Here is a 14988-nt window from a genome sequence, read left to right as displayed (position 1 = left end):
GCGACAGAGTCAGCGCGTCGTAGCGCCCTCCCGGCCTGGCTCCACGAATACAATCACCACAGGCCCCACACTGCAATCGGAGGCCGCCCACCCATTAGCCGGTTAACTAACCTCCCTGGGCAGTACATCTAGGCGGGCAGGATGATGGCATTCGAATCAGGCCTGACAGCCGGCACGATGAGAAGGTCACCGGTTCCGCCGGCATAGTCAGGGATAGCGTGCAGCTCAGGAGGTAGCCGTGCCTGAAACACGCCCCTGATGCGTGCCGCCCCGAACCTGGCCATTGATCTGCCGAGCCGCATACTGGTCCGCAGCTCCGCCATAGGAATGACCGAGGTCGTCTACCAGGACCACAAAGTTCTGGCCGAACGCTACCAGTTCGATGATGTGTCGGCACTGGTGGGGCTGCTCCACATCGTCGATGACGCGCTGGGCGGATAGCGCGGCGCCGACGCGGCCCCACCAGCCGAACCCTATTGTGTCGGCATGATCAGGCAGGTGCTGGATGCAGTGGCCAGAACCCGGCCGTCGGCGTCGCGGATGTCCGCCTCGGCGAAGGCGGCCCGGCGACCGCTCCGGGTCACCCAGCCATGCGCCGTGACCATACCGGTCTCGGTGGTGATGGGTCGCAGGAAGGAGACCTTGAGATCCAGCGTCGTGTAGCCGACGCCGGTTGGAAGGGTGGTGTGCACGGCACAGCCGCAGGCGGAGTCGAGCAACGTGGCGGCGAAGCCACCGTGCACCGACCCGATCGGGTTGTACAGCGACTCGTCCGGCAAAGCGGTCAGCACGACGTCGCCGTCGGCCACGCTGACGAAATGCAGCCCGATGTGGCTGCTGATCGGCGGAGCCGGCACGCGGCCGTCGATGATCGCCTGCAGCTGTTCGAGGCCGGTCTGGGCGAACATGTCGGCCGCGTGCAAGGAGGGCGCGCGGTACCGCAGCGTTTTCGTGCGCATATCGGAACCTCGAGCATCCATCACTTCGTCATCCACCACTTCGTCCTCTCACCACAATTCATTCTCCGCCGAGTCCTTCTCGCACATTGAGAAGGGCATTCAGATCAGACTAGGACAGGAGCCAACCGGCGGGCGGAGAATGACACTGCTCGGATCTGGCAGCGGCACGGGGCCTGCTGATCGCCATCTCCGGCGACGCGGTGCCCGGCGAACGCGGTGTGCGGGGCGAGGGCGTGTCGCACATCGCTGACGTGCGGGCGGAGTTGGCGCAGCTCATGGCCGACATCGCCCCCGGCAAGATCCGTGTCGAACTGGAGCGGGTGTACCGCTTCGACCAGACGCCGGATGCCCTCGCGAAGCTGCAGTCCAGGCGAGCCCGGGGCAAGGTTGTTCTGCAACTCGACTGACGCAATCGGCTCGTAATATTGGCGCTGCGTCGCTGGCCCGAATCGTCACTGACCCGAACGAAGAAACGGGTGCCGACCCCGAGAGGCCGGCACCCGTTCACTCGGCCGCGTCATCCGCGGCCCAGAATCACCGGTTGGTCGATCAGCCGCCGATGCGGATCATCTTCTTGTTGACGAACTCGTCGGCCCCGAAACGGCCGAGCTCGCGGCCTGAGCCGGAGCGCTTGATGCCCCCGAATGGCAGCTCGGCACCGTCGCCGCCGACCAGGTTGATGAACACCATGCCGGCTTCGATCTGGTTCGCGACGCGGATCGCCTGCTCCGCGTCGGTGGTGAAGACGTAGGACCCCAGACCGAACGGGGTGTCATTGGCGAGCGTGATCGCCTCATCCTCGTCGTGCACCTTGAAGACGGTCGCCACGGGACCGAACAACTCCTCGTGGTACATGTCGTTGTCCGGCTTCATGTCGGTGATGATCGATGCCGGGAAGTACGTTCCGTCGCGATCCCCGCCGGAGATGATCGACGCGCCCTGGGCGGTGGCCGTGTCAAGCTGCTCCTGCAGACGGTCGGCCGCCACGGCGGAGGAGAGCGGGCCGAGGACGGTTCCGTCGGCAGTCGGGTCGCCTGGCCGCACCGAGGTGACTGCAGCCGTGAACTTCTCCATGAAGCTGTCGTACAGCGAGTCGATGACGATGAAGCGCTTGGCCGCGTTGCAGGCCTGGCCGCTGTTGTCGAGGCGCGCATCCACTGCGGCCTGCACGGTTGCGTCCATGTCGTCGGTCGAGAGCAGGATGAATGGGTCTGAGCCACCGAGCTCGAGCACGACCTTCTTCAGGTGGCGGCCGGCCACCTCGGCGACGGCCGCGCCGGCCCGCTCCGAACCGGTCAGCGAGACGCCGTGAATGCGCGGGTCGGCGATCAGCTCGGCGACCTGCTCGTTGGTGGCGCGGATGTTCGTGTACGCCCCGGCCGGGAACCCGGCGTCGTGGAAGATCTGCTCGATGGCCTCAGCCGACTCCGGGCACTGCGACGCGTGCTTGAGCAGGATGGTGTTGCCGATGACGAGGTTCGGGCCGGCGAAGCGGGCGACCTGGTAGTACGGAAAGTTCCACGGCATGATGCCGAGCAGCACGCCCAGCGAGCTGCGGCGGATCAGGGCCGAACCGTCGCCGGCGAGCAGCTCGATCGGCTCGTCGGCCAGCAGGCTTTCGGCGTTGTCGGCGTAGTACCCGTAGATGTCAACACAGAAGTCGACTTCGCCGAGCGCCTGGTCCATCGGCTTGCCCATCTCACGCACAATGATCTCGGCCAGTTCGATGCGGCGTTCGCCGTGCAATTCGGCGACCCGCTTGACCAGGGCGGCACGCTCGGCGACCGTCGTCGAGCGCGACCAGCCGGTATGCGCGCTGTCGGCCACGGCGAGGGCATTCATCAGCTCCTCGTCGGTGTTTGTGGGGTAGCTGCGGATCTTCTCGCCGGTTGCCGGGTTGATCACTGCGTAAGAGCTCATGTCTTCTTCCTTTTTTCAGCACGGCGCCGCACCCGAATCCGGTCGCGGTTTGCCGGGCACACGTGGTCGTCTGGTCAGCGATGACTCACCTGTAACATATCGCACACGAGCATCCTGGGGCCACATTGTCTGCACGCGATCCCGGAGCCGAATCACGCCGGGCTCAGGCATCCGTCGGCCGGATCAGTAGGCTGAAGCTGTGTCGAAAACCTTGAGTGATGTCCTGGCCGCCGTCGAACGCCTCTGGCCTGTTTCGGGAGCCTCCGAGTGGGACGCCCCTGGTCTGGTGACCGGCGACCCGGCATCCGGGGTCGAGAGCATTCATCTCGCCGTGGATGCCGTCGCTGAAACCGTCGCCGAGGCAGTGGAGAAAGGGTGCGACCTGCTGCTGACCCATCACCCGCTCGTGCTGCGGCCCATCCATTCGGTGGCCGAAGACAGGTACAAGGGGGCCCTTCTTGCCCGGCTCATCCGGGCGAACTGCGCGCTGATCACAGCCCACACGAATGCCGATGTCGTCACCGACGGTGTCTCCGACCTCATCGCCACGCGTCTGGGCCTCGAGGATGCCACGCCGATCCAGCCACAGGCCGACCCGCGCGTCGGCATCGGCCGGGTAGGGACGCTCCGTGAGCCGATCACTCTCGGCGCACTTGCCCGCCAGCTGGGCACGATTCTGCCGCCAACCGCGTCTGGCATTCGGGTGGCTGGCGCCTACAACCAACTGGTGCGCACCGTCTCACTCTGCGGTGGCGCTGGAGACTCCTTGCTTGGAGAGCCGGCGGTGGTGCAGTCAGACGTGTATATCACCTCAGACCTGCGGCACCACCCGGCATCGGAGGCCAGGGAGCAAGCGCTCCTTTCCGGCACCGGACCGGCACTGATCGATGTCTCACACTGGGCGAGCGAATGGCTGTGGTTGGAAACTGCCGCACAACAGCTGCGTACCGAGCTTGATGAAGTCGAGATCACAGTCAGTGATCTCCGCACCGACCCGTGGGACTTCGTGATCGTGCAGTAGAGGCAGCAGACCCGTAGGCGCACCGTAGTATCAACAGAGATCCAGAAGAAGTCAGGAACCCGCCGTGAAAGCCAGCCCCGAAGACCAGAAGCAACTGCTTGCCCTCCAAAAGATGGACACGCGGGTGCAGCAGTTGGACCATTCCGTGAAGACTCTGCCGCAATTGGCCGAGCTCGAACAACTGCACGCCCAAGCGTCGGAGATCACGTCCCGCCTGAACCTGCACGAAGGTGAGCGGGAGGATGCCGAACTCGAGATCTCCCGGATCGAATCCGATGTTGCGGTGGTTCAGGCCCGCATCCAACGCAATTCTGAGCGAGCGGCGACCGCCACCGCCAAGGATGCCCAGGCGCTGGACACTGATATTGCGGCGCTCAACAAGCGCCGTAATGATCTGGAAGAGATCGAATTCAGCGTGATGGAGCGTGTCGAGGAGATCGAGGCATCCATCACGTCGGTGCAGGCGGAACGGGACGAAGTACGGCAACGCCAAGAAGCGCTGGAGAGCACCAAGGCAGACCTGATGGCCGATATCGACCGGGAACGCGAGAAGATCCAGCAGGATCGGGCCGCTCTCGTGAACGCGTTGCCGGCTGATCTGGTGGAGCTCTACGAGAAGCAGCGCGCCCGTTACGGTGTGGGCGCCGGCCTCTTGCAGGGCGGTGTCTCACAGGGCAGCAACATGGCGCTCACCCCGACCGACCTGCAAGCCATTCGGAACACACCCGCAGATGAGGTGGTGCTGTGCCCGGAGAGCGCGTGCATCCTTGTGCGCACCGACGAGTCGGGCCTGTGATGCGGCGTCTCATCGTGGAGGCCGACGGAGGGTCCCGCGGAAACCCGGGCCCAGCGGCCAGCGGCTCGGTAGTGATGGACGCCGCCACCGGCGAGGTGCTCGCCGAGATCGGCAAATTCTTGGGCGTTGCCACGAACAACGTCGCCGAGTACCACGGCATGATCGAGGGAATCAGGCGCGCGTTGGCGCTGGACCCCCAGCCGCAGATCCATGTCCGGCTCGACTCGAAGCTGGTCGTCGAGCAGATGAGCGGGCGCTGGAAGATCAAGCATCCCGACATGCAGGTGCTGGCCGCCGAGGCGCGTGGGCTCATCGGCTCCGTGCCCGTGACCTTCGAGTGGATTCCACGCGAGCAGAACGCCCGGGCCGATGCCGCAGCCAACCGCGCAATGGACCTCAAGTCCAGTTTCGGGCTGCTCGAGGCTTCCTGAGTAGCGCAGCACGAACATCTGAGTCCCGGTCGGTGCGTGCCGGTGTACCCGGAGCCCGGATGTCGCGGAGTCGCCGAGGCACGGAGCGTGGGAGCCACGAGACTGGCAGCCCGGGAGCGCAGGAGTCGGGGAGCCACCGATACGGCGTGACGGGTGGCGTGCCCCGGATGCCGGTGTGCGCACCCTGCCCGGTAGACTTGTTGTGCGAATGGGTCGGCAAGACGGTCGCGTCGGTTGGGGCATCCGCACGGATGCAACAGCTGCCGAGGAACGTCCGGGCTCCACAGAGCAGGACGGTGGGTAACACCCACCCGGGGCAACCCGCGAGACAGTGCCACAGAAAACAGACCGCCACGGGCTTCGGCCCGCGGTAAGGGTGAAACGGTGGTGTAAGAGACCACCAGAGGCCAGGGTGACCTGGTCGGCTCGGTAAACCTCGTCCGGAGCAAGGTCAGACAGAAGACGCCAAGGCTGCTCGCCGAGTCTTCGGGTAGACTGCTGGAGGGCTGCGGCAACGCAGTTCGTAGATAGATGGCCGTCCATGGTCACGGGGTGCCGCACGGCGCATCGTGACCGGGACAGAACCCGGCGTAATAGCTGGCCCATTCGCACCCACCCTCCACCCACCTCTCACCCACCTCTCACCCACATCTCACCCACATCTCACCCACTCGGCGAGGGGTCACAATCGGCATCTCCCGCGCCAAATTAAGCCGAATTATGCGCCGATGTTGGCCCCTCAGCGGTACGCGGGAGTGAGTTGGGTGCGCCCTGCGACGGGCCGTGAGGTGGACGTCGCGGGGGACTGAGGCTTGGGCGTCGCGGTGGCTTTTTCTTCACGATCGCTCAGCCCGCGTAGTGCTGCGCGCGCTAACCGGGGAACCTGTTGGCGAGGGCAGCTGAGCCCAGAATGCCGGCGTTGTTGCGGTGAACCGCCGGCTTGATCGGCGTCTTCAGATCCAGCAACGGCAGAAACTCCTCGTACGACCTCGAGACACCGCCGCCCACCAGGATCAGATCGGGGGAGAGCAACATCTCCAGCGTCTCGTAATAGCGCTGGAGGCGTTTGGCCCATCTCTTCCAGTCGAGGTCCTCACGCACACGCGCGGCGTTCGATGCCTTTGACTCGGCGTCGTGGCCGTCGATCTCCAGGTGTCCGAATTCGGTGTTCGGCACCAGCACTCCGTCATTGATCAGTGCCGAACCGATGCCGGTTCCCAGGGTGGTGAGCACGACCACGCCGGTGACCCCCCGGGCCGCGCCGAACTGCGCCTCGGCGTAGCCGGCGGCATCCGCGTCGTTCACGAAATGGATGGGCGCGCCCAGTCCCTTCTCGAACAGCTCCTCTGCGGCCAGGCCGATCCACTTCTTGGAGACATTCGCGGCCGACATGGTTCGGCCGTTCTTGATCACCGCTGGAAAACAGACCCCGATCGGCAGTGTGTGATCATCGGGCGCCAGCTGGTGAAGGATTTCCCGCGTGGTCTCGATGATGTCATCCGGACGGCCGCCTTCCGGAGTAGCGACCTTCACCCGCTCGGATACGAGGTCGCCGGTGGCCAGATCAATCACGCCGCCTTTGATGCCGGTTCCGCCGATGTCGATTCCGATGGCCGTCTTCTCCGTCATGGCATCCAGCCTAGGCGCACTCAGGGAAGGGTGAGAATGTCTGCACCGCGCTCGGTGACCACCAGCGTGTGCTCGAACTGGGCGGTGATCGACTTGTCTCGGGTGACGACGGTCCAGTCATCCGCCCACATGTCCCACTCGTGCGTGCCCAGGGTGAGCATCGGTTCGATGGTGAACACCATGCCTGGCACCATCACGGTGTCGTAGGTGGGGGCAGAATCGTAATGCGGGATGATCAAGCCGGAGTGGAACGCCTCGCCCACTCCGTGCCCGGTGAAGTCGCGCACCACTCCGTAGCCGAATCTCTTCGCGTACGACTCGATGGCGCGGCCGATCACGTTGACCTGGCGGCCTGGGGCGACCGCCTTGATACCGCGCGCCAGCGCCTCGCGGGTTCTGTCGACCAGCTGAGTCACCTCGTCGGAAGCCGTGCCCACGATGAATGTGGCGTTGTTGTCACCGTGCACACCATCGACGTAGGCGGTGATGTCGATGTTGACGATGTCGCCATCCTCGAGCACTGTGTCGTCTGGGATGCCGTGGCAGATCACCTCGTTCACCGAACTGCACACCGATTTCGGGTAGCCACGATAGCCGAGCGTCGACGGATAGGCATCCTGGGCAATGAGAAATTCGTGGCCGATCACATCGAGTTCATCAGTGGTGACTCCCGGCCTGACGGCCTCGCCCACTGCCTGCAGCGCCCGGGCGGCGATCGAACCGGCGGTGCGGATGCGGGCAATGGTATCGGCGTTCTTCACATCGGATCCGGTGAACGGGTCCGGCGCGGCTTTGCCGATGTAGGGCGGGCGCACGATATGAGCCGGCACCCTGCGTGCGGGGGCGATGCGCCCGGGAATGAGGTGACCGAGCGAATCCTTAGGCATAGGATCAAGTCTAGGCATTCAGATCCGCGGGCGCAGACCGGGGTCACCCGAACCGAAACCCCTGCCGGCATCAGCGAACTCAGCCGACGCGAACCCCTGAGCGAAGGAGCCACTTCATGGACACCGATGGTATCGAAACCGATGAAAAGTATTGGTACAACCTCGTCACGGGCGAGGTGGAGCACGGCCGCATGTCGCCGTCTGTAGACCGGGCCGGCCCATTCGCCACGCGTGCCGAGGCCGAACACGGGCTGGAGGTTCTGCGCGCGAACAGCCGCAAGTGGGCCGAGGATGATGCGGCCGAGGGCCGCTGAGCCGGCGGGCTACTCGTAGTTGTGCTCGGCCGTGGGGTACGCCCCATCGGCCACGTCTTCCCGAAATGCGGTGACCGCATCGGTGAGCACCTGGTTGAGATTCGCGTACTGCTTCACGAACTTCGGCACGCGGCCGCTGCCCAGGCCGGCGAAATCCGTCCACACCATCAACTGGCCGCTGACGTCGGGCCCAGCGCCCACCCCGATGGTCGGGATGGTGAGCGTCTCGGTGACCTTGGCTGCGGCTTCTGCGGGCACCATTTCCAGAACCACTGCGAACGCGCCGGCGTCCTCCACTGCCAGACCATCCTGGATCAGTGCGTCGACCGCCGCCCCGCGGCCCTGGATCAAATGGCCACCCAGGCCGTGTTCGCTCTGCGGGGTGAAGCCGATGTGCGCCATCACGGGGATACCGGCATCCACGATGCGGCGAATCTGCGGCGCACTGTGCACCCCGCCCTCGAGCTTGACCGCGTGCGCACCGGTCTCCTTCATGAATCGCACAGCGGTTGCAAGCGCCAGGTCGGGGCCCGACTCGTAGGAGCCGAACGGCATGTCAGCGATGACGAACGCGCGTGTCACCGCACCGGCGACGGCCCGCGTCAACGGGATGAGTTCGTCCACCGTAACCGGGAGAGTGGTGTCATAGCCCAAGACATTGTTGGCCGCCGAATCTCCCACCAGAAGAAAGTCGATTCCCGCCTTGTCGAAGATGGCCGCGGTGAGCTGGTCGTAACTGGTCAGTCCCGTGATTCGGATACCCTGCTGCTTCGCCGTCTGGAAGTGTCGGGTGCGAACGCGCTTGAGATTCTGGGAGGGCGCTGTGTAGTGGGCAGGCTCGGAACCTGAGAGCGACGAAAGTGGGTCAGACATGCCGCCAGTCTAGTAACCACAGATTCTGGCGGCTCATCCGCGGAGTTCGGAATGCCGGAGAGCAACCGGGCCTTCGTACCCAGTAGCCTGAAAGGCGAAGAGAAGAGGCCGCCGATGGACAAACAACGTGACTTCGTGCTCCGCACCATCGAGGAGCGGGGGATCAAGTTCGTTCGATTGTGGTTCACCGATGTGGTCGGCCAACTCAAGTCGGTGGCCATCGCGCCGGCCGAGACCGAGGGGGCCTTCGCCGAGGGGATCGGGTTCGATGGTTCCGCGATCGAGGGGCTCAGTCGGCTGTTCGAATCCGATCTGCTCGCTGTTCCAGATCCGAGCACCTTCCAGATCCTGCCGTGGCGCGACGATATCGACCCCACGGCGCGAATGTTCTGCGATATCACCACCCCCGACGGCGAACCCGCCGTAGCAGATCCGCGGAACGTGTTGAAGAGATCGCTCGCGAAGGCGGCGGAGCGCGGTTTCACGTTCTACACGCATCCAGAGATCGAGTTCTACCTGCTCAAATCTTCGAAGTTCGGAGCCGACGGGCCTGAGCCGGTCGACTCTGCCGGGTACTTCGACAATGTTCCCGGCGGCACGGCGCACGACTTTCGCCGACGCTCGGTGCGCATGCTCGAAGACCTCGGCATCTCGGTCGAGTTCAGTCACCACGAAGCCGGTCCGGGCCAGAACGAGATCGATCTGCGCTACGCGGACGCGTTGACCACGGCTGACAACATCATGACCTTCCGAACCGTGGTGAAGGAGGTCGCCATCGAAGAAGGCGTGCACGCAACGTTCATGCCCAAACCGCTGGCGAATCAGCCGGGTAGCGGAATGCACACCCACATGTCGTTGTTCGAGGGTGACTCGAACGTGTTCTATGAGGCTGGCGCTCGCTACCAGCTCTCCCAGACCGGCCGCAATTTCATGGCGGGCCTGCTGCGCCACGCACCGGAGATCACGGCGGTCACGAACCAGTTCGTGAACTCCTACAAACGGCTGTGGGGCGGCGGTGAGGCACCGAGCTTCGTCTGTTGGGGCCACAACAACAGGTCTGCGTTGATTCGGGTGCCACTGTACAAGCCGGGCAAGGGCACGAGCGCCCGCGTCGAATACCGGGCGATCGACTCAGCGGCGAATCCCTATCTGGCCCTGTCGTTGATGCTCGCGGCCGGTCTCAAGGGCATCGAAGAGGGCTACGAGCTCGCTCCCGAGGCCGAAGACGACGTCTGGGCCCTCAGCGACTCGGAACGCCGCGCGCTGGGCTACAACCCGCTGCCATCCTCTCTTGACCACGCACTCTCGCTCATGGAGGAGTCTGAACTGGTCGCCGAAACCCTGGGGGAGCAGGTGTTCAACTATGTGTTGCTGAACAAGCGCCAGGATTGGCGCGAGTACCGCGCGCAGGTGACCCCGTACGAGTTGCGCAGCAACCTCGAAATACTCTGACAATGGCGCACGGCGCACACCGGCCATGACCGGCTCATCCCCGACGCTGACCGAGATCGCCCGAGCCGGGTTCAGCGACCTCGGGCGCGGTGCCGCAGACCTGGCGGCCGCGCAGCAGGAGCTCGCGCTGCCCACCGATTGGTTGCTACACCTACTGGGGCTCACGGCCGACCCGGACCAGGCGGTGGCCGCGCTCATCCAATTGAATCGCCGTTCTCCCGACCAGTTCCAGAGGATCCTGCGCATTGATGGTGCCGTGGAACGACTGGCTCAGGTCGCGGGTGCTTCTTCCGGTCTGGTCGACTTCTTCCTGAGGCATCCGGACCAGCTTGACGTGCTCACGCGGCCGCTGGAAGGCCTGCCGACCCGCGAGGAACTGGCCGCACGGCTTCGGCCAGACGCAATCGGGCAGGCGCACGATCTCGAGACCTCTTGGGACCTGTTGCGCGTGCGCTACCGGGCAGAGCTCGCCCGACTGGCGGCCTGGGACTTGGAAGCAGCCGACCCGGTCGAGGTGATCGGCGAGGTGACCGGGGTGCTTTCAGACCTCGCCGGCGCCGCACTGGACGCCGCTCTCGCGATCGCCCGCGACCATCTGTGTGCCGGCCCCAGCCGATTCAGCGCGGAAGCCGTGCAGACGACCCGGCTCGCAATCATCGGGATGGGCAAGGCGGGCGCCCGCGAACTCAACTACGTCAGTGACGTCGATGTTCTCTTCGTTGCGTCATCCGACCCCGAGGCGCCCGAGCACCACCTGGACATCGCCACCAAGCTCGCCCAACTCACCATGCGTGGGCTCGCCCAAGACGGAGCGGAACCGGCGCTGTGGGAGGTCGACGCCAACCTGCGCCCCGAGGGTAAGGACGGTGCCCTCGTGCGCACGTTTGACTCCTTCGGTGCGTATTACGACCGCTGGGCTGACAGTTGGGAGTTCCAGGCGTTGCTCAAGGCCAGGCCACTGGCCGGTGACCTCGAACTGGGTGCCTCATTCGTCGAGGCAGTGTCACCACGCGTGTGGGAGAGTGCGGGCCGGCCGAACTTCGTCGAGTCGGTACAGGGCATGAGGCAGCGGGTTACCGATTCGATCCCGGATGACGAGGCGCAACTCCAACTGAAACTCGGCGTCGGTGGGCTGCGCGACGTCGAGTTCACGGTGCAGCTGCTGCAACTCGTGCATGGGCGAGCCGATCCAGAGATTCGGGTGGCCGGAACCCTGGAGGCATTGGAGGCCTTGGCCGCGCACGGGTACATCGGACGGGCCGAGGCCGTGGAGTTCGCCAGAGACTACCGCGTGCTGCGCCTCCTCGAGCATCGCCTGCAACTGCAGAAACTGAGACGCACCCACCTGATGCCCGCAGACGCGGCGGGCCGCCGGATCCTGGCTCGAGCCTCGGGACTCGCCGGTACGGCTGACGAGATCACCCGCGTGTGGACCGATGTGCAGCGCCGAGTGCGTGGTCTCCACCAACGACTGTTCTACCGACCGTTGTTGGCCGCCGTCGCGGCACTGGATGATGGCGAGCAGGTGCTCACCAGTGACCAGGCTGCCTCGCGCCTGGCTGCCATCGGATTCCGCGATCCGGCCGGGGCCCTCGGGCACATGGTTGCCCTGACGAATGGGGTCTCCCGCCGAGCCGATATCCAACGCCTGTTGCTGCCCGTACTGCTGCAGTGGTTCGCCGAGGGAGCCGACCCAGATTATGGGCTGCTCGCCTTCCGTCGACTGAGTGATGCCCTCGGCACCACCCACTGGTACCTCCGCATGCTGCGGGATTCCTCCGGCGCCGCGCAGAGGCTCACCCGGGTTCTGTCCGGATCCCGATTTGTGGGGGAGTTGCTGGAGCGCATTCCCGAAGCAACCGCCTGGCTCGAGGACCAAGCCGAACTGGTGCCTCGGCCATTGGAACCCCTGCGGGTGGAGGCGGGCGCGATCCTCGCCCGCCACACCGGCGCCGAGGCAGCGGCACGCGCCCTGCGCGCCGTCAGGCGCCGGGAGCTGCTCAGGCTTGCGCTCTCGTCGATACTCGGCGTGTGCACGGCCGACGAACTGGGCCGGGCACTCTCCGACGTGAACACGTTCCTGATCGAGGGAGTTCTGGCGGCGTGCCGCCGCGAGCAGGCGGGGGGTGGGGCAGCGATCGAGTTCGCAGTGATCGCCATGGGCCGGTACGGCGGGGCGGAGCTCGGATTCGGCTCCGATGCCGACGTACTGTACGTGTACCGCGCCGAGTCCAACGATGGCGGCAGTGGTGAAGCGGGAAAGCTGGTCTCACAGCTGAAGAAGCTGACCGAGGATACGGTTCTCCCGTTCGATCTCGACTCCGACCTGCGCCCGGAGGGGCGCAACGGCCCGGTCGCGCGTTCTCTGGCCTCCTACCGCAGCTACTACGAGCGCTGGTCGCTCACCTGGGAGGCGCAGGCCCTTCTGCGTGCGCGGGGCGTGGCCGGAGACGCGGGGCTGATCGCCGACTTCGAGGCGGTCGCCGACCGGGTACGTTATCCGACCGAGATCACCGATGTACAAGTGCGGGAGGTGAAGCGAATAAAGGCCCGGGTCGAGAACGAGCGACTGCCCCACGGAGTCGATCGCCGGCGCCACCTGAAACTGGGCACCGGTTCGCTCAGCGACGTGGAGTGGTTTGTGCAGTTGATCCAATTGCAGCACGCCGCTTCCATTCCGGAGCTGCGCACCACTTCGACGCTGGTGGCGTTGAATATCGCCCGCGCCCACGACCTGGTGACCGAGTCAGATGCCCGAAAACTGCGCTCGGCATGGCTGCTCAGCACGCGCATCCGCAGTGCAATAACTCTGTGGACGAACAAGACCTCAGACGTGTTGCCGACGGACTGGCAACAACTCGATGGCATTGCGAGACTGTGCGGCTATGCGCCCGGACAGGCAGCCGTGCTCGAGGAGGACTACCTGGCGGCCACCCGGCGCGCACGCGTGGTCTTCGAGCGTCACTTCTACCCCACGCTCAAAAAACCGCCCCCGTCCACGGGCTGAGGTTCTGATCGGCGAGGTGATCCTCCAGGTGTCGCCATCCCGGCGAGGCCGGCGGAAGGTGATCCCACGGGCAGCCTGTCGCCGGATACGGAAGGAGATGGACCTCGTCACGGATGCCGAACCCGCGAACCCCACCGGCAACACTTCTCCGTGAGGTGAGCCCTGCCACCGGCCCGACCCCCTGAGTATGCTCCGGGTAAGGCGATGATTGCCGAGACCAGGACGGATGTTCATCGCGACTGACCGCAAAGGAGCATCATGTCCAGACGCATTCCGATCATTGCTTCCATCGCTGTTGGCAGCATGGTTCTGCTCGCAGGCTGTTCGTCGGGCTCCAGCCCGAACGACAACGGCAGCAGCTCTGCGCCGAGCGAACAGGCCGGGCCTGCCACCCTCAAGGTGCAGTATTTGCAGTCGGACACGTTCACCGCGATGAACACCCTGATGACGAGCGTGAAGACCGAGTTCGAGTCAACGCACAAAAATGTCACGGTAGAACTTCAACCGGTGACCGCCACCGACACCGACTATGACACCAAGCTGTCGCTGTCGTTGCGGTCGGCATCCACCGCCCCAGATGTCTTCTATGAAGACACCTTCCAGGTGAAGAGCGACATCGAAGCCGGCTACCTCCTGAACCTCGACACGTACCTGAAAACGTGGCCCGACTGGTCGCAGTTCAACGAGGGCGCAAAGGCGGCGGGCCAGGGCGATGATGGCAGTATTTACGCGATCTCCCTCGGCACCGACACTCGGGTCATCTGGTACAGCATCCCGGTCATGAAGAAGGCGAACATCACACTGCCGTGGCAGCCGAAGACGTGGCAGGACATCCTTGACACCGCGGCCAAGATCAAGGCTGCCGAGCCGGGGGTGGTGCCGTTCACGATGTACGCCGGCACCGGCACCGGCGAGGGAACGGTGATGCAGAGCTTCTATGAGTTGCTTTACGGCACAGGCAATGGGTTGGGACTCTATGACGCCTCGGCCAAGAAGTGGATCGTCGGCTCGCAAGGCTTCATCGACTCGCTGACCTTCCTCGAGACGCTCTACAAAGACGGCTACGCGGTGACCCCGGCCGAGGCCCTGGATCCGAACGTCTGGAAGACGGTACTGGGAACCCTGATGCCCGAGGCCAAGGCGGGCGGCACGGTCGAGGGTTCGTACACCCCGTCCTTCTGGGAGAAGGGTGGCCCGTTCCCGTGGCCGGCCTACACCACAGACGTCGGCACTGCGCTGTTCCCGACGCAGAATGGTGAGGCACCCGGTGGCGTGAGCATGTCCGGAGGTTGGACGCTGGCAGCGAGTGCCACGACGAAGAACCCGGATCTGGCATTCGAGTTCATGTCGCTGGCGTTGAACCACGACAACGCTTTGTCGTACGCCATTGCCGCTTCGCAGATCGCCGTGCGCACGGATGTCGCGGCTGAGCCCACGTATCTCGCAGCGAACCCGTTCCAGAAGGCGGTGACCGACGCGGTCTCGGTCACGCACTACCGTCCGGCCACCAGCGACTACCCGAAGATCTCCTCGGCCGCCCAGACGGCGACGGAATCGGTGATCACCGGCAAGCAGACCCCGCAAGAGGCGGCGGCGGCGTATGACACGGCGGTTGAAGGAATCGTCGGTGCCGACATGGTGACCAAGCAATAGCCCGTGACCGCACAACCGCTGGTCAAGCACGATGCGGCCCTCCCCA

Annotated in this window: 15 protein-coding genes and 1 other RNA gene; 11 read left to right on the top strand and 5 right to left on the bottom strand. The window is 64.9% G+C overall.

The genetic code is table 11. The annotated features are described in order from the left end of the window. Positions 1–132, top strand: a 132-nt coding sequence (locus DL891_RS09180; protein WP_157962453.1) for an integrase core domain-containing protein, incomplete at its 5' end; no start/stop codon positions are given. A 126-nt stretch (positions 133–258) separates the two neighbouring features. Continuing rightward, a complete protein-coding gene (locus DL891_RS09175; RefSeq protein ID WP_111720112.1) occupies positions 259–441 on the top strand; it encodes a hypothetical protein in 183 nt (60 codons plus the stop codon). A gap of 32 nt (positions 442–473) precedes the next feature. Here DL891_RS09175 and DL891_RS09170 read toward each other — a convergent pair whose 3' ends face one another. Beyond that, positions 474–995, bottom strand: a complete 522-nt coding sequence (locus DL891_RS09170; RefSeq protein WP_232819084.1) for a PaaI family thioesterase — start codon at positions 993–995, stop codon at positions 474–476. Between the two features lie 164 nt (positions 996–1159). Between DL891_RS09170 and DL891_RS09165 the strand changes: the two genes are divergently transcribed. Then, positions 1160–1366 (top strand): zinc-binding dehydrogenase, encoded by a 207-nt coding sequence (locus tag DL891_RS09165; RefSeq protein ID WP_304598464.1) that lies wholly within the window; start codon positions 1160–1162, stop codon positions 1364–1366. A 142-nt stretch (positions 1367–1508) separates the two neighbouring features. Here the strand turns inward: DL891_RS09165 and DL891_RS09160 are convergent, their stop codons facing one another. Then, the gene (locus tag DL891_RS09160) at positions 1509–2879 is read right to left on the bottom strand and encodes an NAD-dependent succinate-semialdehyde dehydrogenase (RefSeq protein WP_111720110.1); all 1371 of its coding nucleotides are present in this window, start codon (positions 2877–2879) and stop codon (positions 1509–1511) included. Positions 2880–3078: 199 nt separating this feature from the next. On the opposite strand from DL891_RS09160, the gene DL891_RS09155 reads away from it, so the two are divergent. The 4 genes from DL891_RS09155 to rnpB all read left to right on the top strand — a co-directional run bounded on the left by DL891_RS09155 (position 3079) and on the right by rnpB (position 5736). Then, positions 3079–3900: a Nif3-like dinuclear metal center hexameric protein gene (locus DL891_RS09155; RefSeq protein WP_111720109.1), complete on the top strand. Its 822-nt coding sequence runs from the start codon at positions 3079–3081 to the stop codon at positions 3898–3900. 64 nt (positions 3901–3964) lie between these two features. Next, on the top strand, positions 3965–4696 hold the full coding sequence (locus tag DL891_RS09150) for a zinc ribbon domain-containing protein (RefSeq protein ID WP_111720108.1): 732 nt from the start codon (positions 3965–3967) through the stop codon (positions 4694–4696). Continuing rightward, positions 4696–5127 (top strand): reverse transcriptase-like protein, encoded by a 432-nt coding sequence (locus DL891_RS09145; protein WP_111720107.1) that lies wholly within the window; start codon positions 4696–4698, stop codon positions 5125–5127. The genes DL891_RS09150 and DL891_RS09145 overlap by 1 nt, the downstream gene beginning before the upstream one ends. Before the next feature lie 209 nt (positions 5128–5336). Beyond that, positions 5337–5736: RNase P RNA component class A (rnpB, locus tag DL891_RS09140), an RNA gene on the top strand. 261 nt (positions 5737–5997) lie between these two features. Here rnpB and ppgK read toward each other — a convergent pair. Both ppgK and map read right to left on the bottom strand, forming a co-directional pair. Next, positions 5998–6756 carry a polyphosphate--glucose phosphotransferase gene (ppgK, locus tag DL891_RS09135; RefSeq protein ID WP_111720106.1) on the bottom strand — a complete coding sequence of 253 codons (759 nt, stop codon included), beginning with the start codon at positions 6754–6756 and terminating at the stop codon, positions 5998–6000. A gap of 20 nt (positions 6757–6776) precedes the next feature. After that, positions 6777–7643 (bottom strand): type I methionyl aminopeptidase, encoded by an 867-nt coding sequence (gene map, locus DL891_RS09130; RefSeq protein ID WP_111720105.1) that lies wholly within the window; start codon positions 7641–7643, stop codon positions 6777–6779. Between the two features lie 116 nt (positions 7644–7759). Here map and DL891_RS09125 point away from each other — a divergent pair, with 116 nt between their 5' ends. Continuing rightward, a complete protein-coding gene (locus DL891_RS09125; protein WP_111720104.1) occupies positions 7760–7957 on the top strand; it encodes an SPOR domain-containing protein in 198 nt (65 codons plus the stop codon). A gap of 9 nt (positions 7958–7966) precedes the next feature. On the opposite strand, the gene panB is transcribed toward DL891_RS09125, so the two are convergent. Then, complete coding sequence (gene panB / locus DL891_RS09120) at positions 7967–8830, bottom strand: 3-methyl-2-oxobutanoate hydroxymethyltransferase (RefSeq protein ID WP_111720103.1); 864 nt, start codon at positions 8828–8830, stop codon at positions 7967–7969. A 114-nt stretch (positions 8831–8944) separates the two neighbouring features. Here panB and glnA point away from each other — a divergent pair, with 114 nt between their 5' ends. The 3 genes from glnA to DL891_RS09105 all read left to right on the top strand — a co-directional run bounded on the left by glnA (position 8945) and on the right by DL891_RS09105 (position 14942). Then, positions 8945–10282, top strand: a complete 1338-nt coding sequence (glnA, locus tag DL891_RS09115) for a type I glutamate--ammonia ligase (RefSeq protein ID WP_111720102.1) — start codon at positions 8945–8947, stop codon at positions 10280–10282. 25 nt (positions 10283–10307) lie between these two features. Next, positions 10308–13289, top strand: a complete 2982-nt coding sequence (locus tag DL891_RS09110) for a bifunctional [glutamine synthetase] adenylyltransferase/[glutamine synthetase]-adenylyl-L-tyrosine phosphorylase (RefSeq protein ID WP_111720101.1) — start codon at positions 10308–10310, stop codon at positions 13287–13289. A 258-nt stretch (positions 13290–13547) separates the two neighbouring features. Then, complete coding sequence (locus tag DL891_RS09105; RefSeq protein WP_111720100.1) at positions 13548–14942, top strand: extracellular solute-binding protein; 1395 nt, start codon at positions 13548–13550, stop codon at positions 14940–14942. The last annotated feature ends 46 nt before the right edge of the window (positions 14943–14988 follow it).

It is taken from the genome of Homoserinimonas sp. OAct 916, from assembly GCF_003260275.1.
Classification (GTDB): Bacteria; Actinomycetota; Actinomycetes; order Actinomycetales; family Microbacteriaceae; genus OACT-916.
Note: the sequence above shows the minus strand (reverse complement) of the source record. Positions and strands in the feature narration are given on the sequence as shown.